Origin of the sequence: Nonomuraea dietziae, from assembly GCF_014195505.1 — a bacterium.
GTDB classification, from domain to species: Bacteria; Actinomycetota; Actinomycetes; order Streptosporangiales; family Streptosporangiaceae; genus Nonomuraea; species Nonomuraea roseola.
Map to the genome: position 1 here is coordinate 1 of NZ_JACIBV010000001.1, position 18,718 is coordinate 18,718.

19 protein-coding genes are annotated in these 18,718 nt (G+C 69.2%); 7 read left to right on the plus strand and 12 right to left on the minus strand.

Annotation, left to right across the window (positions count from 1 at the left end; all coding sequences use genetic code 11):
* Positions 1-300 precede the first annotated feature (300 nt).
* The gene (locus FHR33_RS00005; protein ID WP_183641650.1) at positions 301-1,203 is read right to left on the minus strand and encodes a LysR family transcriptional regulator; all 903 of its coding nucleotides are present in this window, start codon (positions 1,201-1,203) and stop codon (positions 301-303) included.
* Positions 1,204-1,391: 188 nt separating this feature from the next.
* Between FHR33_RS00005 and FHR33_RS00010 the strand changes: the two genes are divergently transcribed.
* On the plus strand, positions 1,392-1,697 hold the full coding sequence (locus tag FHR33_RS00010; RefSeq protein WP_183641653.1) for a DUF1330 domain-containing protein: 306 nt from the start codon (positions 1,392-1,394) through the stop codon (positions 1,695-1,697).
* A gap of 1,028 nt (positions 1,698-2,725) precedes the next feature.
* Here FHR33_RS00010 and FHR33_RS00015 read toward each other — a convergent pair.
* Positions 2,726-3,664 (minus strand): TerC family protein, encoded by a 939-nt coding sequence (locus FHR33_RS00015; protein ID WP_183641656.1) that lies wholly within the window; start codon positions 3,662-3,664, stop codon positions 2,726-2,728.
* 188 nt (positions 3,665-3,852) lie between these two features.
* Here FHR33_RS00015 and FHR33_RS51455 point away from each other — a divergent pair, with 188 nt between their 5' ends.
* The 3 genes from FHR33_RS51455 to FHR33_RS00030 all read left to right on the plus strand — a co-directional run bounded on the left by FHR33_RS51455 (position 3,853) and on the right by FHR33_RS00030 (position 5,460).
* Positions 3,853-4,146 (plus strand): helix-turn-helix transcriptional regulator, encoded by a 294-nt coding sequence (locus tag FHR33_RS51455; RefSeq protein WP_221240844.1) that lies wholly within the window; start codon positions 3,853-3,855, stop codon positions 4,144-4,146.
* A gap of 61 nt (positions 4,147-4,207) precedes the next feature.
* Positions 4,208-4,582: a transposase gene (locus tag FHR33_RS00025; protein WP_183641662.1), complete on the plus strand. Its 375-nt coding sequence runs from the start codon at positions 4,208-4,210 to the stop codon at positions 4,580-4,582.
* 299 nt (positions 4,583-4,881) lie between these two features.
* The gene (locus FHR33_RS00030) at positions 4,882-5,460 is read left to right on the plus strand and encodes a dihydrofolate reductase family protein (protein WP_183641665.1); all 579 of its coding nucleotides are present in this window, start codon (positions 4,882-4,884) and stop codon (positions 5,458-5,460) included.
* Here FHR33_RS00030 and FHR33_RS00035 read toward each other — a convergent pair.
* From FHR33_RS00035 to FHR33_RS00045, 3 genes are all read right to left on the minus strand, one after another.
* Positions 5,442-6,152, minus strand: a complete 711-nt coding sequence (locus FHR33_RS00035; RefSeq protein ID WP_183641668.1) for a helix-turn-helix domain-containing protein — start codon at positions 6,150-6,152, stop codon at positions 5,442-5,444. The genes FHR33_RS00030 and FHR33_RS00035 overlap by 19 nt on opposite strands.
* A 164-nt stretch (positions 6,153-6,316) precedes the next feature.
* On the minus strand, positions 6,317-6,664 hold the full coding sequence (locus FHR33_RS00040) for a hypothetical protein (protein WP_183641671.1): 348 nt from the start codon (positions 6,662-6,664) through the stop codon (positions 6,317-6,319).
* 29 nt (positions 6,665-6,693) lie between these two features.
* Positions 6,694-7,170 (minus strand): MarR family winged helix-turn-helix transcriptional regulator, encoded by a 477-nt coding sequence (locus FHR33_RS00045; RefSeq protein WP_183641674.1) that lies wholly within the window; start codon positions 7,168-7,170, stop codon positions 6,694-6,696.
* Positions 7,171-7,233: 63 nt separating this feature from the next.
* Here FHR33_RS00045 and FHR33_RS00050 point away from each other — a divergent pair, with 63 nt between their 5' ends.
* Complete coding sequence (locus FHR33_RS00050) at positions 7,234-7,764, plus strand: hypothetical protein (protein ID WP_183641677.1); 531 nt, start codon at positions 7,234-7,236, stop codon at positions 7,762-7,764.
* 48 nt (positions 7,765-7,812) lie between these two features.
* On the opposite strand, the gene FHR33_RS00055 is transcribed toward FHR33_RS00050, so the two are convergent.
* The 4 genes from FHR33_RS00055 to FHR33_RS00070 all read right to left on the minus strand — a co-directional run bounded on the left by FHR33_RS00055 (position 7,813) and on the right by FHR33_RS00070 (position 12,479).
* Positions 7,813-8,349, minus strand: a complete 537-nt coding sequence (locus FHR33_RS00055; RefSeq protein ID WP_246452347.1) for a transposase — start codon at positions 8,347-8,349, stop codon at positions 7,813-7,815.
* A 33-nt stretch (positions 8,350-8,382) separates the two neighbouring features.
* Positions 8,383-9,492: an S-methyl thiohydantoin desulfurase family protein gene (locus tag FHR33_RS00060; protein ID WP_183659795.1), complete on the minus strand. Its 1,110-nt coding sequence runs from the start codon at positions 9,490-9,492 to the stop codon at positions 8,383-8,385.
* Positions 9,493-9,497: 5 nt separating this feature from the next.
* Positions 9,498-11,075, minus strand: a complete 1,578-nt coding sequence (locus FHR33_RS00065; protein WP_183641683.1) for a hydantoinase/oxoprolinase N-terminal domain-containing protein — start codon at positions 11,073-11,075, stop codon at positions 9,498-9,500.
* A 66-nt stretch (positions 11,076-11,141) separates the two neighbouring features.
* On the minus strand, positions 11,142-12,479 hold the full coding sequence (locus FHR33_RS00070; protein WP_183641686.1) for a purine-cytosine permease family protein: 1,338 nt from the start codon (positions 12,477-12,479) through the stop codon (positions 11,142-11,144).
* Between the two features lie 208 nt (positions 12,480-12,687).
* On the opposite strand from FHR33_RS00070, the gene FHR33_RS00075 reads away from it, so the two are divergent.
* Positions 12,688-14,796, plus strand: a complete 2,109-nt coding sequence (locus tag FHR33_RS00075) for a hypothetical protein (protein ID WP_183641689.1) — start codon at positions 12,688-12,690, stop codon at positions 14,794-14,796.
* 133 nt (positions 14,797-14,929) lie between these two features.
* On the opposite strand, the gene FHR33_RS52340 is transcribed toward FHR33_RS00075, so the two are convergent.
* Positions 14,930-15,928 carry a zinc-binding dehydrogenase gene (locus FHR33_RS52340; RefSeq protein ID WP_312895287.1) on the minus strand — a complete coding sequence of 333 codons (999 nt, stop codon included), beginning with the start codon at positions 15,926-15,928 and terminating at the stop codon, positions 14,930-14,932.
* The gene (locus tag FHR33_RS00085) at positions 15,913-17,430 is read right to left on the minus strand and encodes a sulfatase family protein (RefSeq protein WP_183641692.1); all 1,518 of its coding nucleotides are present in this window, start codon (positions 17,428-17,430) and stop codon (positions 15,913-15,915) included. The genes FHR33_RS52340 and FHR33_RS00085 overlap by 16 nt, the downstream gene beginning before the upstream one ends.
* A 66-nt stretch (positions 17,431-17,496) precedes the next feature.
* Between FHR33_RS00085 and FHR33_RS00090 the strand changes: the two genes are divergently transcribed.
* Entirely contained in the window at positions 17,497-18,090 is a 594-nt protein-coding gene (locus FHR33_RS00090; protein WP_183641697.1) for a TetR family transcriptional regulator, read from the plus strand.
* Positions 18,091-18,254: 164 nt separating this feature from the next.
* Here FHR33_RS00090 and FHR33_RS00095 read toward each other — a convergent pair whose 3' ends face one another.
* Entirely contained in the window at positions 18,255-18,470 is a 216-nt protein-coding gene (locus tag FHR33_RS00095; RefSeq protein WP_183641699.1) for a tautomerase family protein, read from the minus strand.
* Positions 18,471-18,718: the final 248 nt, after the last annotated feature.

Genomic DNA, 18,718 nt, shown 5'->3' on the forward strand with positions numbered 1-18,718 from the left:
CCAGCAGTGCCAGGCGGCCCAGGCTCGCCAGCCAGGAGGAGACCTCCGGCCGGAGCTCGAGTTCTTCGGCGCTTCGCAGCCCGGCCCGCCGCATCCGCGCGGACTCCGCGTAGTCGCCGGGCCGCGGTGTACGACTCGGATCGGACCTGGGGCCATCATCGGATGCTGATCGGGCGGCGTAGCGAGGTCGTGTCGGACATTCAGCAAGACCGCCGTCGTCGTCATCACCGCGAAGTCCGCCGGGCGCAAGGTCTTCGGCCTCGCCACCGCAGGCGTCCGTCTCGCTTGACCTCTTGCGCGTCAGTCCGGAAGCCAGTGCAGCTCGTGCGCCAGGGTTTTGGCGACGGCACGGATGCGGCGGTGTAGCGGCGACTGCTCGCGTGGGAGGACCAGGTGGATCGTCAGGCTGGGCGCGCCCCGCAGCGGTCGCCAGGTGAGACCGGCCGGTGCTGCCGTGACCGCGGCTTCTCCGGCCGGGGCGAGGGTGACCCCGTCGCGCAGGTCGCGCTGAGACATGTCGAAAGAGACTGCGGGCGTGTGGAATCGGGGGTGTGGTCGGGTGTCTCGGAACAGTCCGGACAGCTGATCGTGGATCACGGGGTTGGCCGCACGGTCCGGGAGTCGCAGCGGATACGCGGCCGCGTCGGCGATCTCGATCTCCGGGTATTCGGCCAGCGGATGGTGCTGCGCCAGCTGGACCCCGACGCGCATACGCCGCAGCAGGAACCGGCGCACGCCACGGCCCGGCTGTTCACCGCGGGTGATCCCGGCATCGATGCGGCCGTCGGCGACCGCGGGGGAGATCTCCGGTGTCGCCATCGGGACCGCGCCGACCTCGAGTCCGCTGTTGCCGCGAATCAGTCTGTCCACCAGGGCCGGTGCCGTCTCGGCCCCGGCGCTGAGGCTGTATCCGATGCGCACCGTGCCCAGTTCACCGGCCGCCGCGCTCCGGGCGGTGTCCCATGCCCGGTCCAGCGCCGCCAGCGCGGGCGGCGCGGACTCCGCCAGAGCCGCACCGGCCGTGGTCAATACGACGCTACGCGTGTTGCGGACCAGCAGGGCCGTACCGAGTTCCGCCTCCAATCGGCGCATCCGGGCGCTGAGTGCGGGCTGTGCGATACCGATCCGTGCGGCCGCGCGGGTGAAGTTCAACTCCTGCGCCAGCACCAGGAAGTACCGCAAGCTCACCGTATCCGGCGCCACGTGCCCTCCCTGCCGATTGATAACGATCCGTTCTGAGTCTATCCCGTACCGATCTTTCCCTCGACCGCACATCAAGCCCTAACCTGCGCATATGACGATTCAACTGACCGCAGTACCCGTCGCCGGGATCGATCGATCTGAGTGTCAATTCGAAGTCGGACGTGTCCGGCCCAACACAGGAGGTTTCCATGGCTAAGGGTTACTGGGTCAGTGTCTACCCCGCCATTTCCGACCCTGAGAGGCTGACTGCCTACGACAAGCTGGCCGGTCCGGCTGTCCAGGCTGGGGGCGGGCGCGTCCTGTCCCGGATCCCGTCCCACGGCGGTCGAGTCGTCGCCCACGAGGCCGGAATCACGCAGCGCGTCGTTCTGATCGAGTTCGACAGCTTTGAACAGGCCGTCGCGGCATACGAGAGCGAGGCATACCAGAAGGCGCTGGTGGCCCTCCCCGGCGGCGTCGAGCGCGACTTCCGCATCATCGAAGGCATCGACTGACCGGCGGGCCCAGCCATCGCTGAGCATCCGTCACCTGATACGTACACGGTGCTGAACGACGACTCACGAGACGAGTTCGAAGCCATGCCCCGCGTCCCAGTTCGTCGTCGACGTCCTCGACGGCCTGATCCCTGTCGGGCGGATCGAAGAAGCGACGCGACGTCCGGGCCAGCTGGACTGTCTCGCTGACCTCGTCGACGAAACTCATCCTCGCCCGAAGCGAACCGCGAACCGCTTCTCACACGACAGATCGGTCCAGCGAGCACAAGGCTTCGATGATCAGGGGCGCATCCTGCATCCATCTGCCGTGTGCCCCGTCGGGACTACTCAGAGTACTGATATTCAGTTTGAAGAACCGCAGGTCAAGTCCTCTTTCGAGGGGTTTCGATCTGCGGTTCTTCTGTTGTTGAAGTAGCCCAGGGGCGCGCCTGGCTGCGCCAGGATGGCGCACTGGAGCCGGCGACGGCGTGGTGCGGTGCGGTGGGCCAGCACCCGCGCCGACCTGCCCAGGGTGCGGGTGTGGATCGGCCCCTACAAGAATCTGCATGGGGTGGTAGAGCCCACCATCCAGTTCAACGACTCCTTCGAGAACGACGGCCAGGGCAAGGACGCCCGATCGGCGAGCTGGCCTCGAAGGGCTCCCGCGACATCCTCGCCAGATGCTTGGCCAACCGTGAGGAGGAAAGCCTATGACGCCGACTTCTTGACGACGAGGAAGACATCGGCGCACTGCGGACGTGCGGAGAGCCCCATCCGACCATCCCCCTCGGGGACTACGGGTACTGCACGCGCTGCCCCTCCACCACGCCCCACCACGTCCATCAGACCGTCAGGGGCGCCCAATGGACCCGCAGCGGGTCCTGACTCCGGGCCCGGCCCGCTACGCGGTCGGCAGGTCGGTGAGGTCGAGGCGCCGGTCCGTGCGCAGCTGGATCTCGCCGTAGGGCGTCATGTTGGTGTGGAACAGCGGGGTGAGGCCGGCTGCTCACCTGACGGAAGGATCGGGCTCGAGCCCGACCCCTTCCGTCTCAACGCTGCAGCTCTCGCCTTTCCGGCGCCGGCTCCCGGGTGGAGAGCCAGCCGGCGGCGACGGTGACGGAGAGGATGGCGGCGACCACCGCCAGGGAGACGCCCGTGGGAATCTTGTAGATCTCCAGCAGCAACATCTTCACGCCCACCCAGACCAGCACCAGGGCCAGGCCGAGCTTGAGGTAGGGAAAGCGGTGCATGAGCCCTGCGAGCATGAAGTACATCGCGCGCAGGCCCAGGATGGCGAAGGCGTTGGAGGTGAAGACGAGGAACGGCTCCGACGTGACGGCGAAGATCGCGGGGATGGAGTCCACGGCGAAGATCACGTCGGTCACCTCCACGAGCACGAGCACGGCCAGCAGCGGCGTGGCCATCCACCTGCCGGCCCGGCGCACCAGGAACCGCTGCCCGTGGTAGTCGTCGGTAACGGGCATCACTCGGCGCAGGAGCCGCAGGGTCAGGCTGCGCCCAGGGTCGATCGTCTCGTCGCGGTGCCTGGCCATGCGGATGCCCGTCAGCACCAGGAAGGCGCCGAAGACGTACAGGATCCACGAGAAGCTCGCGATGAGCACGGAGCCGGCGGCGATGAAGACGCCGCGGAAGACCAGCGCGCCGATGACGCCGTAGAAGAGCACCCTGTGCTGGTAGCGCGGCGGCACGGCGAAGTAGCCGAAGATGATCGAGAAGACGAAGACGTTGTCCACGGCGAGCGACTTCTCGATGACGTAGCCGGCGAAGTACTGGCCGGCGAACTCGGCGCCCTGCCACCACCAGATGACGGCGCCGAACCCGAGGCCGAGAGCCACCCAGATCGCCGACCACAGGGCGGCCTCGCGTATGCCGACCACGTGCGCGCGGCGATGGGTGAACAGGTCGATCGCCAGCATGACGGCGATCACGCCCAGCACTGCCGGCCAGGCCCAGAACGGCACATCCACGGGAATCCTCCTCCGGTCCGTTGACGACCGGAGGTCTCCCTACCGCCCATCGGTGCTACCGCTGGACGGCACCGGAACCGGGCCGTGTGATGCGCACCGGCCGTACTGACGATCCCGACAGTTGAGGTACTCCCCTCCGCCCCTTCATGATACGAAATGTATTTCGTATGTCAACCAAAGGAGTATTCGTGACAGATCCCGGCGAGCTACGCGCGTGGACGTTCCTCAGCAACCACGCCCACGTGCTGGTGTGCATCGGCCGCGACCCGGACATCACCATGCGGGAGGTCGCCGAGCAGGTCGGCATCACGTTGCGGGCGGTGCAGGGGATCGTCGCGCACCTGGTCGAGGAGGGCTATCTGGTGGTGGAACGCCACGGCCGCCACAACCATTACACGCTCGACCGGACCCGTCACCTGCGCCACCCGCTGGAACGGCACAGCACGGTAGGCGACCTGCTGGACGCGTTGTCACGGGACTGAGCAATCGTGGACGCGTGGGTCAGACTGCCAGCAGCCTCTCGAGCTCTCGCAGACCGTCCCCATGATCGCGTTCGCGGTGCCCTCGCCGCGATACCGCGCCGACACCGTCGGCAAAGACTCCCGCGGCTACGACGCCGACAAGAAGGTCAACGGACGCAAGCGGTTCATCGTCACCGGCGCCGCCGGCCTGTTGATCATCGTCGCCGTGCTCGCGGCTTTGTGGCAGGACCGCGACGGCGGTAAGACCGCCCTTCTCGGTGCTTACCTGAGCAGCCCGATCCGTCACGTCTTCGCTGATCAAGGCTTCGCCGGCCGGTTCGTCGACTGGGCGAACACCACGCTCAAGACCACCGTCGAGATCGTGCGCAAACCCGCTGACCAACGTGGCTTCGCCGTTCACCCGCGCCGGCGGGTCGTGGAGAGACCCCTGGCCTGACTCACGGCGCACCGCTGTTGGGCCCGCGACTGCGAACGACACCCCGAGACCTCGGAAGCCGTCATCCGCTGGGCCGCCATCAACGGCATCCTCCGGCGGATCACCCGCGGACAACCGGCCCCCCGTCAGCTCCGCCGCACCTTCACCTGGACCTGATCAACGTCTCACACTGGCCAAGGAAGAGCCGGTCGCGGCGGTGTTCAGGTTTTGGACTCGCTGTCGTTTCCGTCCAAGACGGCTACCGCGGCCGTGATCTAGCGTGGACCTGGCAGCTCGCCCGAGTATGAGGAGACGGCACAGTGCGTAACTTGGTCTACACCGGTTTCATGTCGCTCGACGGCGTCGTGGACTCGCCTGGCGGCGGGCCGGGGGAAGAACACCGCAGCGGCGGGTGGGTGGTCAAGGACCTCGAGTTCGTTCCCGAAGCCTGGTCGCTGAAGGGTGAGGAGCTCACCGACACGGCGGCGCTGATGTTCGGCCGCCGCAGCTACGAGGCGTTCGCGGCGGTCTGGCCTGGCTCGGAGGACCACGCCGGCTACAAGGAGCTGCCCAAGTATGTGGTGTCGAGCACGATGTCTGACGACGCCATCGTCAACGGGTGGGGGCCGACCACGATCCTGCGCTCGGCCGAGGACGTCGCCGCGCTCAAGGAGGGTGAGGGCGGCGCGATCTTCATCCACGGGAGCGCGGAGCTGGCCCGGCGGCTGTCAGACGCGGGCCTGATCGACCAGTACAACCTGCTCGTCTTCCCCGTGCTGCTCGGTGCCGGGAAGAGCCTGTTCGGCCGGGCCGACCGAGACAAGCACATGCTGACGCTGCGGGAATCGGAGAGCTACTCGAACGGGATCCTCAAGCTGGTCTACGAGGTCAAGCGCTGATCCAGGTCGAGGGCGATCGCGCCGCCGGCGCCCTTGCGCAGCTGCCTGACGGTGCGTCCGACGTAGGAGCGCAATGCCCGGGCCAGGTGCGGCTCGTCGAAGTAGTCAAGCTTGGCAACGACGTCGGCGGCCGGGTCGCCAGCAGCCAGCAGCTGCGCCGCCGCGCGGGCCCGCTCGATCTGCCGGACCGCGCCCCGCGTCAGTCCAGTCGCGGCGCGGAACCGGCGTTCGACCGTGCGCCCCGAGACGGCCGGGCGGTGACCCCGCACCACGTCGGTGACGAGCAGGTCACGGACCACGATCCCGGCCCGGACGAGACCCTCGACCAGAGCCTCGGCGTCGTCGGGGCCGGGCGTCTCCCAACGCGCGCCGTCCAGCCGGAACGTCCGGCGCGTGGTGTCGGGGAGCCCGATGCCCCCGTCGACCAGCGCCAGCGTGGGCACGGCCCGCAACGAGGTGCCCACGGCGAACTCGATGCCCGTAAAGGCCGCGCCCTCCGGCACCGGCGCCGTGCCGGTCCGGGTCTCGGGACCGGTGATGCCCGCGTACGCCCGGCCAGCGTGTTGCCAGAACACCAGGCCCCAACGCACCCCTGCGATGGACGTCATTGCAGTGACCTGCTCGCTCGTGCATGTCCACACGGTGTCGACCCACGCCGAGTCCGACTCGCGCGTCTTGAACCGCAGTCCCACGGGTGAAGGATACGTCGCTTCGCGTTCTCCGTGGCTTGCCCGGCTACGCGGCTTTGCGCTACGGCAAGCTGTGCGGGCTGCGCTGAACCGAGCCCAGGACCCGACGATGTGCTGCGAAGCGCAGCGCACGGACGAGGGTGGGCGGGCCGCATGGCCTCCAATGGTCATTCAACGGGGTCGGCGAGGACGAGCACCATGGAGTCGAGGAGGCGGCGCCAGTCGCCTTCGGGCATGTCATCGCGCTTGAGGCCGCGAGCGGCGGCCGCCAACGCATCCACCAGCCGGGCCTGGATCTGGTGCGACTCCTCCTCGCGAACAGCGGCCAGTCTGCGGACCGTCCTTTGAAAGTGGGGGGTCTGGGTGAGCCGGACGAGCGTAGGCGGGAGAGGCGGTTCGGCTGACGTGTCGCTAGTCGCGTTAGGTACCGACGAGGGACTACAACCGTTGCTCGCATTGTCGGCTCCTTCGTCCAGCTCGACGATGCTGATGTCGTGGTCGCGGAGCAGGCGCATGACGGTGGCGGGGGAGGGGTGCCGGCCCCTCATGGCCCCGCATTGGGCGCCCCGGTCTTGGCCTCATCTGCTACCCCTTCGCCCGACAGGAGGCCATCCATGAGGGCCTTGAGCGTCTTGGCGTCGTCCGGGCCGAGCCGGTCCAGCAGGTGACGTCGGGTGGCCGTCTCCAGTGTCGGCAACGTCGCGTCGATCACGTGCCTGCCTGCCGGGCATAGCGCGACCTCCACCCCGTTCGGAACCTTGTCGCGGGCCACGTAGCCGCGGTCGGCCATCCGGGTCAGCAGGTGCGACAGCCGCGTCCGATCCCAGCCGAGGGCGGCGGCGAGGGCGTTCTGCCGCAAACTCCCGCCGGACTCGTGCAGGCAGACCAAGACGCCCAGTTCCGGCTCAGAGACACCGGACGCCGCCGTGGTTTCGGCGATGACGGCGGCACGGACTATCTCATGGGCGCGTTTCCACCGCAGCCACAGCTCAGTCGCCTCACCCGGCCCAACTGTTGACATATCAACAGCCTACTTTCTAGTGTTCGTCCCGACCACATAGCTCGATGTGCAAGGACTTCTCCGATGCTCGATCCTCGACGGCACTACGCCAGCCTGCGCCTGGTGGCGCTACTCCCCCTCCTACTGTTCCTCCCCGCCGTGATCGCCTTCTTCACGGACCCAGACGTAGCGTGGGGAGAATACCTGGGCGTCTTCTTCCACCTCTCGATCCTCTTTCTGGTATCGCGCCTGGAGGCGGCGCCCTGGGCCAAAGCCGCAGGCTACGGCTGGGTGGCGCTCGATGTACTCGCCGGCATCCTCATGATCAACGCAGTCGAGTACGACACAGCTTGGGCGGTCCGGCTCGGCGGCCACGTCCTCGCCGGCGTCTGGATTGTGGCGAGTTCCCTGGTCAGCCGTTACTGGCCAGTCCGCGTGGTCGGCGTCATCACCGGCGTCTGGCTCGCTGGCTACTCCTTCGTCGGTACCCTTCTCGCCGAGGAATTCCTGCGCCCGGCCGGAATCATGATCCTGGTCTGGTTCGCCCTCCTGGCGATTTTCCACCGCGACGATCCCGGGCACCCGGCGGCACCGACCAGCCCAGCGCCGGCCTGACGCGCGGTATACCCACAACCGGCGAGCCCTCGCCGCCGGGTTCGCGTGTCACCCGATGAGCAAATCACCCGCACTTCCTACGTGATCGACCTGATCGCTATGAGGCGCAGAAAACGGCGGGGCCCGCTCCACCAGCGTGCCGGCGTAGGCGCTGTCACCCCAGATGAGGGTGAGCTGCGGATGCGGCATCCGCAGCCGGGCCGGCAGTTCCCGGGCGGCGTCGCGGTCGGGCTGCCCGGCGGCGGTGACCATGACCATCATGAGCAGGCCGAAGGTGTCCACGACCAGGTGACGCTTCCTCCCCGGCACCTTCTTCCTGGCGTCATAGGACCGGGAGCGGCCGGTGACGGTGGCCGCGGCGCGCACCGACTGGGAATCGATGACGCCTGCGACCGGGTTGGGGCAGCGCCCGGCGCGTAGCCGGATGGCGCGGCGAAGCTCGTCACGGACCCGGTTGAAGACCCCGGCTCTGGTCCAGCGGCTGAAGAAGCCGAACACGGTCTGGTAAGGCGGAAAGTCGGCAGGCAGGGCCCTCCACTCGCAGGCGTTGTCGGTCACGTACCTGATCGCGTCGAAGATGTGCAGATGTGATCTCCATAAATGACGAGGTCCAGGGCGTCAGGCGCCGACCTGTGTTCCGGCGGTGAGCTGTTCGACGGGGGTGTAGGGGTCGGGGAGGCCGAAGGCGGCGGGGCCGAAGCAGTCGAGCGCCGCGGGGGTGCGCATGATGTCGGGGGTGGAGATGGCGTAGACGGTCAGTCGCTGGCCGAAGGCCAGTGCCTCCGTGGTCACCGGTGCGCCGGTGTCGGTGTTGAGGGTGCAGATCAGGTCGGGGACGATCGCGACGACCTCGCCGTCGCGGCGGGCGACGAGGTGTTCGTTCTGGAAGGTGATCCGCAGTTGGTCTCCGGGGTCGTCGAGGGCGGCCAGCGTCACGTGGCCGCGGGCGAATCCGTCGACGGTTCTGCGGTCGATGTCGACGACTTTCCCCCTGAAAAGGATCAGGCCGTGGGTGTAGATGGTGCCGGCCAGGGCGGCGGTGAGCGCGTCGAACGGGTCCTCGTGCCGCTCGCGGGCGGTCCTCAGCGCCGCCCCGATCCGCATGCCCAGTGTCAGCGTGCCGGGTACGGCGGTGCGGCGGACGGTGGCCGCGTCCATCGGGTAGTCGCAGATGTAGGCGGCGCCGCCCATCTCGACCGTCATGACGCGGGCCAGCCGTTCCATGCGGACGTTGTCGAGGGCGTCGATGATGGCGACGTCGCCGTGATCGGAGGCGATCGACATGGGGGAGCCCGGCACGCCGTACACGGCGAACGTCTCCATCTGCAGCTCGGGGAAGGCCCTGCCCATGCCGTCGGCGTCGATGACGGGCAGTCCGAGCTGGGCGCCGAGCAGCAGCGGCATCATGCTGTTGAGGCCGCCGCACTCGATGGGCATGGTGGCGGCCGCCGTACGGCCCAGGTGCTCTTCCAGGGCGCGCAGCGCCGCGACGTTGCCCCTGCCCGAGGGGGGCCGCTCGACGAAGACCGTGGGCGCGCCCATCATCGCCGACGGCAGCACGAGCGCGTCGTCGGGCAGCTCGTCGATCGGGATGATGGTCACCCTGCGGCCTTCGCGCAGCTGCCGTTCGACCAGCAGCCTGCCGATGTAGGGGTCGCCGCCGCCGCCCGTGCCCAGGACGGCGGCGCCCTCGGCCAGGTCGCGCAGCGTGGCGACGGTCAGGTCCATGCCTGTCACGCCTTTACCTCCTCGATGGTCGCGGCGCGGCCGACGCACAGCTCGCCGACGGCTTTGACGCGGACGCGCACGGCGTTGCCCGGCAGGTAGGCCACGTGCACCTCGTCGATGTCGACCACTTCGACCGTGTCAGGGTCGGCCCCCGCGGAGACCGCCCGCTCGACGGCCTCGGCTCGGGCCTGGTCGAGGACGTCCTCGCGGGTGCGGGCGGCGGTGATGGCGAACAGCCGGTCGACGTCGCCGCCGATCTGGCCGGTCGCCGCGCCGATGGCGTTGGCCACCGCGTGGTGGGCCGGACGGTGGACGGCAGGCACGCCCGGCAGGTGGTCGGGCATCAGGACACTGCCGCCGCCGACCACGATGACCGGCAGCGGCTGGGCGGAGACGCGCATCTGGTCGACGAGCTCGCCCACCCTGCCGGCCATCCAGGCCACGCCGTTCCTGACCAGGTCCTTGCTGAGGTGGCGGACGAGGGAGGGGTCGCCGATGTCGGCCATGCCGGCGGCGACCGCGAGGTCGGTGGCGGTGAGGACCTGGCCGCCGAAGACCAGGGCGTGGTCGGTCAGCTCGTAGCCGACGCTGTCGGGCCCGATCTCCAGCCTCGGGGTGGTGGCGACGCGGCTGCCGCCGCCGAGCCCGATCGACAGCACGTCGGGCATGCGGAAGTTGGTGCGCACGCCGCCGATGTCGACCTCGCCGGTGGCCTGGCGGGGGTAGCCGCCGCTCAGCACGCCGACGTCGGTGGTGGTGCCGCCGATGTCGACCACGGCGCAGTCGGCCAGGTCGGCCAGGAACGCCGCGCCGCGCATGGAGTTGGTCGGCCCCGAGGCGAACGTGCGGACGGGGTAGCGCCGGGTGTACTCGGCGTCCATGAGTGTGCCGTCGTTCTGGGACAGATACAGCGGTGCGTGGATGCCGACCGCCCGCAGGGCCTCGGCGAAGGCGTCGACGATCTCGTCGGCCAGGTCGCGCAGGCAGGCGTTGACGACGGTGGCGTTCTCCCGTTCCAGCAGCCCCACCCTGCCGATCTGATGGGACATGCTCACGTGCAGGTGTGGCAGCTCCGCGAGCAGGATGTCGGCGGCCCGCTCCTCCAACTCGGCGTTGACGGGGGAGAAGACGCTGCTGATGGCGACGGTGTCGATCTCGTGCGTGCTCAGCTCGGCCGCGATGCGCTTGAGCTGGTCCGGCTTCAGCGGTGAGATCGGCCGGCCGTCGAACTCGTGGCCTCCGTCGCACATGTGGATGCTGGGGTTGATCGCCCTGATCAGCCGGTCGGGCCAGTCGACCAGGGGCGGTAGCGCGGCGGTGGCGGGCAGCGCCAGCCGTACCACCGCGGTGCGGGCCAGTCGGCGGCCGGTGACCAGCGCGTTGGTGAAGTGGGTCGTTCCGATCATCACCGCGGTGATGTGTCCCCGCTCGGCGCCGGAGGTGGCCAGCAGTCGTTCCAGGGCGGTGACGACGCCGCTGGTCACATCGAGGGTGGTAGCGGTCTTGATCTCGGCCACGACTGTGGTCTCGGCCATCAGGACGGCATCGGTGTGGGTGCCGCCCACGTCAATCCCGACACGCACGGGTGGTGCTCCTGTCTGCGTCGAAGGAGGAGAGAGTCGAAGGAGGAGAGAGAGATGGGGCCGGGGTCACGCCACTCGGGCGTTCTCGTCACGCGGCGCACCGGTCAGGCCCAGCCTGCCGGCGATCGCGTAGGCGGCGAAGGCGACCACGAGGGCGTTGAGCGCGGGGATGCCCCACGCGACGTACTTGCCGATCAGCGCGGAGGCGAGCCAGATGACGAGCGCGGCGGGCGCCCAGCCCGGAGCCGTGCCCGGGAGTGTGCCGGAGGCTCGGGAGACGTCGAGGGCCGCTCGCCATCGGCGTACGACGTAGTACTCGGCGACCATGATGCCGGCGACGGGCGGGATGGCGACGCCGAGCAGGACGAAGAAGTCGATGAGGTGGTCGAGGATGCCCGCCGCGGCCAGGCCGGTGCCGATCACGCCGAGCGCGACGGTGACGACGGCCCTGTTCGTGCGCTTGCCGAACGCGGTGTGCAGGGTGTTGGTCATGCCGAGGGAGGCGGCGTAGAGGTTCCAGTCGTTGATCTTCAAGGTGGCGGTGATCAGGACAATCGTTCCCACCACGCCCGAGGTCGTGGTGACGATCGCGATCACGTCTCCGGTGCGCAGCGCGTGGGCGAGCAGAACCCCGACCAGGGCCACGACGTACTCGCCGAGCGTGATGCCGAGCACGGTCTGCTTGACCACATCGGCGGCGCTGCGGTTCCACCGGCACATGTCGGGCGAGATGACCGCGCCGACGATGAACCCGCCCGCGACGATGGTGGCGCCCTCGGCCAGGCTCAGGGCGGGACCCGGTGGCGCCGAGGCGACCAGCGCGCCGAGCGACTGCTTCGACAGCTCGACCGTGATCGCCCAGCCGGCCAGGGCGAGGAAGGCGGGGACGGTGATCCACGCGGTCCAGGCCATGCCGGCGAAGCCGTGCACGACGATCGCGGTCACGGCCAGCCCGGCCATGATGGACCACATCCACACGGGCGGGCCGCCCAGCAGCGAGGCGAGGCCCTGGGCCAGGACGGCCGACTGCACGCCGAACCAGCCGAGCAGGCAGATCGCGATGACCATGCCGACGATGCCAGCGCCGTACCTGCCGAACCCTGCCCACCTGGCCAGCACGGTGGTCGACAGGCCCTCGCGCATGCCCGCGATGCCGATGGCGATCGCGACGACCTCGAGGATGACGGCGCCGAGTGTGATGGCGAGCACGGCGTCCCAGAACGTCATTCCCATGCCGAGGGTGGCGCCGAGCAGGAACTGACTGAGCGCGCTCAGCATGCCGAAGCGCTGGATCGCGACCGTCACCCAGCCGTAGCGGGCCGACTGCGGCACTCGCTGGAGCGCGTAGTCGTCGCGGGCGAGACCCTCGTCGGATAACTCGGTGGTGAGCGCCGCATCAGACATCCGATGCCCTTTCTACGAGTCGATCAGAAACGTGGAGGCGTTGGCAGCGACGCTAGATTCCCCGGCGATCATTGGGAAGAGGTGTGCCGACGAACTGTCGATCGACGCGTCCCTCCTCCAGCCACGGCCGGCGCGTCTGACTACGTTCTCCACCTTTGGTGAGATCTTGTGTTGCCATGAACGTCCGAACCGTGCTAGACGATCTACGGTGACCAAGGACGCCGACGGGAGTACGGCACACGACGCCTTGCAGCATGCGCTCGAACGCCTGCGCGCCGCCGGAGGCGACGGCCGGGCCCTCGGCCATGACCACCTCGCGGTGATCCGCCACCACGCCGTGGCCCGTATGCGCCAGGGCAGCCGCCCAGCCGATCTGGCCGCGGAGTACGGGTTGGCGCGGGCCACTCTCTACCGGTGGCGGGAGCGTGGGAAGGCCGGCGACCACGAACTTGAAGCTCGCCCCGGGGGCCGCACGCCGTACAAGATGCTGCCCGAGTCGCGGCGGGTGCTGCGCGAGGCCCTCCTGGCCGACCCCCGCCGGCTCGGGCTCGGCCGGCCCCTGTGGAGCCGCGCCCTCGTCGCCCGCTACCTGCGCGAGCAGGCGAGGGTCGTCCTCTCCGGCAAGCACCTCCGGGTCCTGCTGCGTCAGCTGGGCCTGTGGCCCGCCAGCGGCCTGCCCACCTACGCCGAACAGTGCGCGAAGGTCCCGGAGTGGTTAGCGGAGGAGTTCGGTCGGGTCCGTGCCCGCGCCGAGGCCCAGGCCGCACCCGTGTTCTTTCTGCAGATCATGCCGCTGCCCGGCGAGCTCCAGCTGATGTCGATCGTGCGCACCAACGGAACCCAGCGCTCATTCGCCGTGCTGCCTGCCGACAACGCCGTGGACGATGTCCACGGCGAATTCCTCGACCGGGTCCTCGCCACCCGTACGGGCCCGATCTTCCTGATCACCGACCCGTTGATCGCGCCTTCGACGCGGGCGGTGGCCGCTGCGGCCCGCCGGCGCAGCAGTCGCCTGACGCTGGTGCACCTGCCCGCACCCCGTGACGCCGGAGTCCGTACGGCCCTGCGGCAGTCGGCGCTGACCGAGCACCGGGCCGTGCACGCCCGACTCAGGGCGGCCGTCGACGCGGTCTGCGAGGAGAGCTCGGCCCTCGCGCAGGACAGGCCGCTCCTCGGCCGGCCGGTGCGCTCGGCCCTCCTCGACGCCGTCCGCCTGCGCCGGCAGGCGCAGGCCCTCCGCGAGAGATGTAGCGCGGTGCGCAAGGCGGCTGAGGCCGTCACGGCGCAGAGCAGGCAGACCGCCAAACAGGTCAGGGCCGAGCTCAACCAGCTCATCGCCGCCTCCCGCCGCAGCGACAGCAAGATCGGCATCACGGAGCTCGCAGCGGCCACAGGGATGACCCGTAACGCGATCAACCTCGTCGTCCGGCGCACCACCGCACTGTCGCCGCAGTACCCCATGTCCGCGCCCGAAGCGATCAACCGGGTTTCCCGTACGGCGGAGCAATGGCGTGAGCTGTCCGCCCAGCATCAGAGCGACCTTCGGCTGGTCGCCCTCGCCAGCGACGTGTTCGACAAGGCAGCCGCCGTCGAGCGGCAGATCGCGGCCGATCGCGATCAGGCCGTCATCGCCTGCCACCAGGCCGGCACGTCCGTACGCGACCTTGCCAGGGACGCCGGAGTCAGCGAGAACCTGATCTACGCGCTGATCGGACCGATCACACCCGGCCGCCACGGCTCGGATCCGCTGCTGGCCCGCCTGGGGGAGGTGGCAGCGCGATGGCGCTCCGCCAGGGACCAGACGGGCAGCGCCCGCAGACGGCGTGCCGAGCAGGAGGAGCTCCGCCGCCAGGCGATCGCGACGGAGACGTCGTGCCGCGCGCGCCGCAACCGGCTCATCGAGCTGTGCGCCTCCTCCGGCTACACGATGACGGAGATCGCAGCATGGTCGGGCATGGACCTCGCGACAGCCGCCGGGTCACTGTCGGCACGACGGCGTCAGGTGACATCCGAAGAAGGACGGCAGGCGCTCCACGAGCTGCGTACGGCGGTCGAGCAGGTGCAGGAGGCCCACTGGGAGGTGGACCGCCAGCGGCTGCTGTGCGAACGGCTGGAGGCTGACCGGCGTCGCCACGCCCAAGCCGAAGACACGGTTCGCCGCGAACGTGATCGGGTGCTGCTGCAGTGCCGTGGTGCGGGCGCCACCATCGCCACGCTGGCCGCCTGTGTACAGGTCGACGCCCACACCATCCGAGAGGCGTTGCGCGCGGCCGCGGGCGACGCGGCGGAGGAGGAAGCACTGGCCACCTCGCGTTGACCAGGCGACGCCCGTTGCCGTCTACGAGACGTCGCCGACGTGAACCACCCTGCGAGGTGGCGCATCTGCGGCGCGTGTTCGTCGGCCATGCGTGCAGTATCTCGTCATCCGCCCTTGGAGATGAGGCGCGTGGTCAGGCGTCGGGCTGGAGGTCGAAGACCGCCTTACCTGTCACGCGCCGGCCGCGCAGCGCGTCGGCTGCCTCGGCGAAGCGTTCCCAGGAGCCGCGCCAGCCGATCTCGGGCACCAGAGCGCCTTCGGCCGTGAGCCACACCAGCTCGGCCAGGTCATCGGCGGACCCGAACTCATTGACGTAGGACATGAGCGTCTTGGGCAGGCCGACGGTGGCGTACGGCGGGAAGACGGCCGGCTCTGCCGAGGTCCACCCGACGGACTGCAGGCTCCCGCCGGGCGCGAGAAGTCCCCAGGCCGTGACCAGATGGGGTCCGCCGACCGTCTCCACGACGATGTCGACGGGCTCTTTGATGTCGTCCAGGCCGACGACCACCTCATCGGCGCCCGCGTCGACGAGGCCGTCGCCTCGCGCGGGGGAGCCGACCGAGGCGATGACGTGCGCCCCGGCGCGGGAGGCGAGTCGCACGGCGTAGCGTCCCACGCCGCCCGAGGCGCCGGTCACCAGCACGCGCTTGTCGGGGGCGATCCCCGCGCTGCGCAGCGAGCGGAGCGCGGCCAGGCCCGCGGTCGGCAGCGCCGCCGCCTCGGCCAGGCCGACACCGTCAGGGACCTCGGCCATCGCTGACACGTCCACGGCCACCCGCTCGGCGAACGCGCCGTCCGCGAAGAGCACGACGCGGGTTCCGGCGGCGGGCCCGGAGCCGTCCGCCGCCCCCTGCCGGACGATCCCGGCCGCGTCGAGCCCCAGCGCCGCCCCGGCCGGAACCCGACCGGAGATCGCGTTGTTGAGGTCCGCGTAGTTGAGCGACGCGTGCACCACATCGACGATCACCTGCCCGGGGCCGGCGACGGGGTCGCCGATCTCTCCGAAACCGATGTTCGCCGGGGCGGACGGGTCGACGATGAGGGCGCGCGTGGGTGTGCGGGCTCCCGGATCAGTCGCGGAATGAGAGGACGGATGGCGCGCACGGTGGTCGGCGGCTATGCCTTCCTGCACGCGATCCCCTTGCAGCCGCTCAGTTCGTTCAGCCGCCTGTCCAGCCGGGCGACCACCTCGGCGTACTTCTGGCGACCGCTCTCCGTGGCCAGCAGGTTGTCGAGCTGGTACGGGTCGGTTGTCAGGTCGTAGAGCTCGTACTCCCGCTCGCCCGCCGCGCGCTCCAGGTCGTACCAGCGCGTATACGTGTAGCGCTCGGTGCGCAGCGAACTCCACGAAGGCAGGTCGATGACGTAGAGCTCTTTCCTGTCGCCCGTGGTGTACTCCTGAAAGATCCCGTCGCGTCCGTCGAGGCCGGAGCCTCCGTACTGGCCGAAGAAGTCGGTCCGCCAGCCCTGGGGAATGCCGCCGCCGAACAGTGGGGTCATCGAGGCGCCGTCCATGTCGGCGGGGACGGGCAGGCCGGCCAGTTCCAGGAAGGTCGGCGCGTAGTCGATGGACGTGACCATCGCCCTGGAGGTGCCGTGCCTGACGCCGGGGCCCGCGATGACCAGGGGCACTCGGATCGACTCCTCGTACGGGGCCATCTTCTGGAACAGGCGATGCGCGCCCATGTTGTAGCCGTTGTCGCTGGCGAAGACCAGATAGGTGTTGTCGTACTCGCCGGTCTCCTTCAGGGTCCGCACGATGTCGGCCACCATGTCGTCGAGGGCGAGCAGGCTGCCCATGCGGTTGTGGTGGTCCCAGTCGTTCGTGAGCGCGACGGTCGCCGAGCGCGCCTTGGCGCTCTGCCGTAGCCACGTCGGCTTGTCGCTGACGTCCTGCTCCTGGAAGTTCTTCGGATGGGGCGCGGCGCCGAAGCGGGTGCCCGCATAGCGGGGCGGAGCGGACATGGGGGAGTGCGGCGCGGTCGAGGCCGCGTACCAGAAGAAGGGCCTGTCGGTGGCGGCGGACTCTTCGATGAACTTCACCGACTTGTCGGCGATGACGTCGACCTGGTAATCGCCTGGCCCGCTGCCGTATTCGACCAGGGTGCCGTTCTCGTTGAGCGTGTAGTTGTAGCCGGTGTAGAGGGATTTGGTGACACCGGCGTTCCAGTCGTCCCAGCCTGGCGGAATGTGGTGGGGGTGGTCCTCCAGCCCGTTGAGGTACTTGCCCGCCATGCCCGTGCGATAGCCGGAGTCGTGCAGGTGCTTCACGAACGTTCTGCTCTCGTTGTCCCCGTTGTTCGCGACGAAGGCCGCGAAGCCTCCCTGGTCCCCCTCGTTGGTGAGCACCTGGGTGTTGTGGCCGTACTGGCCGGTCAGGATCGAGGCGCGCGCGGCGCAGCAGATGGGTGTCGTGGCGAAGGAGTCGGTGAAGGTCAGTCCGCTGTCCTGCAGCAAAGCCTTCGTCTTGGGCATCGACTCCCAGTACGGCGTGGCTCGCTCGTCGAGGTCGTCGGCAAGGATCATCACGATGTTCGGCCGGGGGTCGGCCTCCGCGGTCGAACCGCTCACAGCCAGCGGCACGGCCAGCACGGTCGTCACGAGAAGGCGGGCTGTCCCGCGAAAAAGTGTCATGGCTGACACATTAGTGGGAGAAAGTGTCAGTCATGACAGATTTTTGTCCCGTGGAAGAATGTGGCCATGGTCACCCCGGGGCGGCGCGAACTTCACAAGCGGGCGACGCGGCAAGCCCTGCAGGAGGCGGCCACGCGCATGTTCGAGGAGCGCGGCTACGCCGACACCACCGTGCGCGACATCGCCGAGGCCGTCGGGGTGACCGAACGGACCTTCTTCCGCTACTTCCCCTCCAAGGAGGATCTGCTGCTCGGGGAGGTCCTGGACCTGATCCCTGAGCTGGGCAGGCTGGTGCGGGCCAGACCCGGCGGCGAGGAGCCCTACGCGGCTGTGTGCAACGCGCTGCTCGACCTCGCCGAGCAGCGCGGCATGGGGGTCGGCATCCTTTTCAGCGGCCTTCCCGGACGGGCGTTCTCGCGGTCCGGCAACGGTTCCGTGCTGCTGGACTTCGAGGACGCGCTGATGGAGGCGTTGCGCGACCGGCTGACCACGGCAGGCGTGGAGGCGAAGGGCCTGCGGCTGCGGGCCTCCGTGCTCGCCCGCGCGAGCGTGGCGGCGATGCGCGCCACCGTGGCGGAGTATCACGAGCTGCCGGCGGCCGAGCAGACTCTGCAAGCCGCACGCGGCCTGTTGCGACGCGCGTTCGACATGTTGCGGTAACTGGGCGGCCTGGGCGTAAGCATGGATGCGAGCGGTCGGGCTGGTGGAACGCCAGACGGGCCGCACTCGAATGCCTGCGCGTCGGCGATCGGCGATGTGCCCTCGTGCGAGGGCGGGCGGTCCCGGCGGCGGGATCGCCCGCACCGCCTCACCCCGTCCGCGGGTCAGCCCGCTGCCAGAGCCTTCACGTCCGCGGTGGTCAGGGGCTTCCCCCCGATACCCCAGTCACCGCTCTTGACCTCCTCGACGACGACCCAGGTCACCGGACGCATGTTCTCGCCCTCGATGCTGACCATGGCGTCGGTCAGTTTCGTGACCATCTCGGCCTTCTGGGCCTCGGTGAAGACGTCCTCGATGATCTTGACGTTGATGAGTGGCATGATTCCTCCCCGTTGTTCTGTACGACATGGTGAGGGGGGCGTGTGACCCGTCAGCCGAACTTCATGGTGGCGCTGTGCTCCACGTCGACCAGGAACATCACGCGCTCCTCATCCCGCGGATACGGCCGGCCTGTGTACTTCGCCGACATCCTGCGTATATGGCCAGTCTCACATGAGAATGACCGGATGCCACGTTCGGCGACACCATGGGGCATATCGGACCGCGCACGACTCCGGGCGCCGCACGC

Excerpts from the sequence above, each read along its gene's own strand:
- FHR33_RS00010 (WP_183641653.1), top strand. The coding sequence starts at position 1,392 with ATGGCTAAGGGTTACTGGGTCAGTGTCTACCCCGCCATTTCCGACCCT.
- FHR33_RS00025 (WP_183641662.1), top strand. The coding sequence starts at position 4,208 with ATGATCGCGTTCGCGGTGCCCTCGCCGCGATACCGCGCCGACACCGTC.
- FHR33_RS00040 (WP_183641671.1), bottom strand. The coding sequence starts at position 6,664 with ATGCGCCTGCTCCGCGACCACGACATCAGCATCGTCGAGCTGGACGAA.
- FHR33_RS00045 (WP_183641674.1), bottom strand. The coding sequence starts at position 7,170 with ATGTCAACAGTTGGGCCGGGTGAGGCGACTGAGCTGTGGCTGCGGTGG.
- FHR33_RS00050 (WP_183641677.1), top strand. The coding sequence starts at position 7,234 with ATGCTCGATCCTCGACGGCACTACGCCAGCCTGCGCCTGGTGGCGCTA.
- FHR33_RS00060 (WP_183659795.1), bottom strand. The coding sequence starts at position 9,492 with ATGGACCTGACCGTCGCCACGCTGCGCGACCTGGCCGAGGGCGCCGCC.
- FHR33_RS00070 (WP_183641686.1), bottom strand. The coding sequence starts at position 12,479 with ATGTCTGATGCGGCGCTCACCACCGAGTTATCCGACGAGGGTCTCGCC.
- FHR33_RS00085 (WP_183641692.1), bottom strand. The coding sequence starts at position 17,430 with ATGACACTTTTTCGCGGGACAGCCCGCCTTCTCGTGACGACCGTGCTG.
- FHR33_RS00090 (WP_183641697.1), top strand. The coding sequence starts at position 17,497 with ATGGTCACCCCGGGGCGGCGCGAACTTCACAAGCGGGCGACGCGGCAA.
- FHR33_RS00095 (WP_183641699.1), bottom strand. The coding sequence starts at position 18,470 with ATGCCACTCATCAACGTCAAGATCATCGAGGACGTCTTCACCGAGGCC.